At 68.0% G+C, this 3,421-nt stretch carries 4 protein-coding genes; 3 read left to right on the top strand and 1 reads right to left on the bottom strand.

Annotated features, from left to right (window positions below; all coding sequences use genetic code 11):
* Positions 1-834: 834 nt before the first annotated feature.
* Complete coding sequence (locus OXC99_11260; protein ID MCY4625562.1) at positions 835-1,434, bottom strand: TIGR03086 family metal-binding protein; 600 nt, start codon at positions 1,432-1,434, stop codon at positions 835-837.
* A gap of 113 nt (positions 1,435-1,547) precedes the next feature.
* Between OXC99_11260 and OXC99_11255 the strand changes: the two genes are divergently transcribed.
* The 3 genes from OXC99_11255 to OXC99_11245 form a co-directional block, all read left to right on the top strand.
* Complete coding sequence (locus tag OXC99_11255; GenBank protein ID MCY4625561.1) at positions 1,548-2,144, top strand: helix-hairpin-helix domain-containing protein; 597 nt, start codon at positions 1,548-1,550, stop codon at positions 2,142-2,144.
* Between the two features lie 21 nt (positions 2,145-2,165).
* Positions 2,166-2,921, top strand: coding sequence for an MBL fold metallo-hydrolase (locus tag OXC99_11250; protein MCY4625560.1), 756 nt, complete (start codon positions 2,166-2,168; stop codon positions 2,919-2,921).
* Between the two features lie 9 nt (positions 2,922-2,930).
* A partial coding sequence (locus tag OXC99_11245) for a DUF4131 domain-containing protein (GenBank protein MCY4625559.1) occupies positions 2,931-3,421 on the top strand: 491 nt, incomplete at its 3' end.

Here is a 3,421-nt window from a genome sequence, read left to right as displayed (position 1 = left end):
CTCGTCATTCCTGCGAAGGCAGGAATCCAGAGGGGCGGGGAAACGGGGCGTCCCCACCACCGCCCACATCAGCCCTACCCAAACCCCCCCGCTCTCCATACCGGCGCAGGCCGGTATCCAGGGGCGCGGGGCATGCCTTCCACGAACCCCTCTCGGTCTCCCCAGCCCCCTCTCGTCGTTCCTGCGAAGGCAGGAACCCCGACATACACCCCCCCTCCCCCCTCCCCCCCCCCCCCCCCCCCCCGCTGCCTCCCGGCAAAGCAACCCCCCCCGACATACGCGCCCCCTCCTGCCTCCACCCGATCCCCCTACCCCGACACAAGCAGCTAGCGCCAAACCCGACGCCCCCGCTACCCTCCCCCCATGGAACACGAACTCACTCTCAACACACCGCGCACCATGTTGCGCCTCGCCCGGATGACTTCCTCGCCCCCGCGGTCTGCATCGTCGACCGACTGCGCCGCGCCCCCGCGTCAGACTCGCGAGAATTCCCCACGGGGAAACAACCTTCGTCTCGTATCTGCAATGTGCCGACCCAGCTACAAAACAAACACCCGAGACAACCCTCTCCCAGCTACGGCCTGCAGGGAAACAACCGCCGGAAACAACCTCTATCACCTATGGCCGGCTCGAAAAACAACCTGCCACCCAGCGACCGCTCCAGCCCATGCCCTGCGCCGCCGACCGCCAGCCAGACAGCGACAGGACCCCGGTTGCTCCTGCAGAAAAAATTCGTGTTGTATCTGAAATGTGCCGTATCAGCTATAAGTTAAGACAGGTTGTCTTTCGCCCTAGCAAGGCCCCACCAAGGGCCATGGGAGGGAACGGTGAGCCCTACCCCGACCAGCCTGCGTCCCGGCCCAGCATCGCCAGCAGCTTGGTCTGCGTGCCCGCGTCCTCCGCCACTTCTACCTCCGCAGCGAAGGCAGGCGCCGGCATCTGCCCCTTCCGCGGCAGCACGATGGCGTATGACGCCTCCACCAGCTCCGAGGGCAGCGTCGCGTCCTGCCCCGTGGCCTTGGCCAGGTCCCAGGCGTGGATGAGGGTGTCCGTGAACATCAGCGTCGCAAAGCCCGCCCCCGGCATCGGCCCCCGCGCGAACTGGATCTCTTGCTCCATCGCCCCCGGCTTGCCGACTGCCTCCTTGGCCGCACCGGTCGCCGCGTCGAGCGCCGCCAGTGGGTCGCCGCCCTCCGGGATGCTCTGGCTGCTCCCGGAGGCCTCCTCCCACGTCTTCCCCTCGAACAGTGCGGCCAGCATGGACGTGCCGCCCACAACGTGGTTGACCACGTCCCGGGCCTTCCACTCGGTGCACGGCGATTGCGCGTCCCATTGGTCGCCGCTCACGTTCGCGGCCACCGCGCGTATCGCGTCAATGGCCTGCGAAAGGAGCTTCCCTCGGTCTTCCATTGGCGGCGTTGCATCGGTCGTCATGGTTCCCCCAAGCATCAGGATGCCCACAGTGTAGCCGAAAACCCGCAGTCGCGGCCCTTGGGGATGTATCTGCTGCCGGTGGTACAATGCCCCCGCAACTTGGGAGCACGCTATTGACACAGGAAAAGCCGGACGGCGGCCTGGGCGCGCAGGGCATCGACAGGTGGATGCCGCTAGCCCTGGTCCTCCTCTTCATACTGGCCCTTGCGGGTGGCATCGTGTTGCTGGTGCAGCGGGGGAATGGCGGTGGCGTGGAGGTGGCGCTGCCCCAAGCCACGCCGACGCCCACTCTGCAGGCGTATGTGGCTGGAGCGGTGGGCCGCCCAGGCGTCTACACGTTCTCCGACGGCGATCGCCTCGTCGACCTCCTGCGGATGGCCGGCGGCCCTGTCGAGGACGCCGACACCTCCGGCCTCAACATGGCCCTCCGCATCCGGGACGAGGGCCACTACTACGTCCCGGCCATAGGCGAGACGCCGCCGGTGACGTCTTCCGCCGCAGTCTCAGAGGCCGGTGGCGTCATCGACCTGAACGAGGCGACGGCGCAGCAGCTTGAGGCGCTCCCCGGCATCGGTGCAGTGAAGGCGCACACCATTGTCGAGCACCGCGAGAGCGTCGGCCGATTCGCCGGCGTGGAGGAATTGCTCCAGGTGGCAGGCATCGGCCCGGCCACGTTGAACGGCATCAGAGACCGCGTTACGGTGCGGTGAAAGTACGGAGAGGGGGCGGACATGCCGGAAGTTGAGCTGATTCTGACGGGGTTCACGTCACACACGGATCAGGGGCGTCTCGGCTTCTGCACTGTCGGCCTAATCCGCGGCGACAAGACCATCATCGTCGACACAGCCCACCACGGCCGCCGCATGATGCTGACCAGCGCCCTCGCCGACCGCGGCGTCTCGCCCAACGACATTGACATGGTCGTGCTGACCCACGCCCACTGGGACCATGTCCAGAACGTGGACGTCTTCAAGAACGCGCAGGTCGCCGTCGGCGCCGACGAGCTCGAGTACGTGAAGGACCCGCACCCCACGGACTGGGCCACCTCGGGCTACTTCCTCGACATGCTCAGCCGCCGAGACGTCCTCGCCGTCACCGACGGCCAGGAGTTGGCCCCGGGCGTGCGCATCCTCGGCACGCCGGGACACTCGAGGGGCCACGTCTCCGTCGTCGCCGAGACTCCCGCTGGCTCCGTCGCCCTCACCGGCGACGCCCTCACCGCCGCCGACTGCGTCGAGACTGGGGTGCCCTTCCTCGTCTTCTGGGACAAGGAGTCGGCGGCCCAGAGTGTCCGGCGTCTCCTCGACAATGCCGCCATCTTCTACCCCGGCCACGATCGTCCCTTCCGCCTCCACGACGACGGCACGGTCGAGTACCTCGGCGGCGACAAGGACTTCCGCATTTTCCAGTACCTGGGCAAGGGCAACGGTGAGGTCGTCGTGACCATCTCTGGCGAGCCTGTGCGCTCGACGCACGTTGTCCGGTAGCCCCGCCGCATGATGCTGACGGCGCTGGCCGCCGCGTGGGTCACCGGCCTCCTGGTAGGCTGGCAGGCCGCGATGCCCATTGAAGCCCTTGTGTTGTGGTGCATCGCGGGCGCGGCCCTTTGGTCCGCCGGGGCATGGCGCACTGCCCGGCCAGGGTTTATCGCCGTGGGCTGCGCCGCGGCCGTGCTCCTCGCCGTAGGCGCATGGTGGGGCGAGCGCACCGCTCAGCAGGATGTCGGTGGCGGCCTCGCTCCCCTCTTCGTGGAGGAGACGGTCACCATCCAAGGCCTCGTCCTCACAGACCCGGAGCGCGACGGCACATCCTACCGCTTCCAGCTGGGCGAGCTGGAGTGGGACTCCGCCGCCGGCCCGCAGTCCATAGATGGTCGAGTCCAGGTCACCGCACAGCCCGGCGCAGCCATGGCCCTGGAGCGATCCGCGCCCCACGTCCGCTACGGCGACCGCCTGACCCTCACCGGAGCCGTAGAATCCCCGCCGGT

This window comes from Chloroflexota bacterium, assembly GCA_026713825.1.
Classification (GTDB): Bacteria; Chloroflexota; Dehalococcoidia; order Lucifugimonadales; family UBA1127; genus UBA1127.
This window is presented reverse-complemented; position numbering and strand designations above follow the sequence as displayed.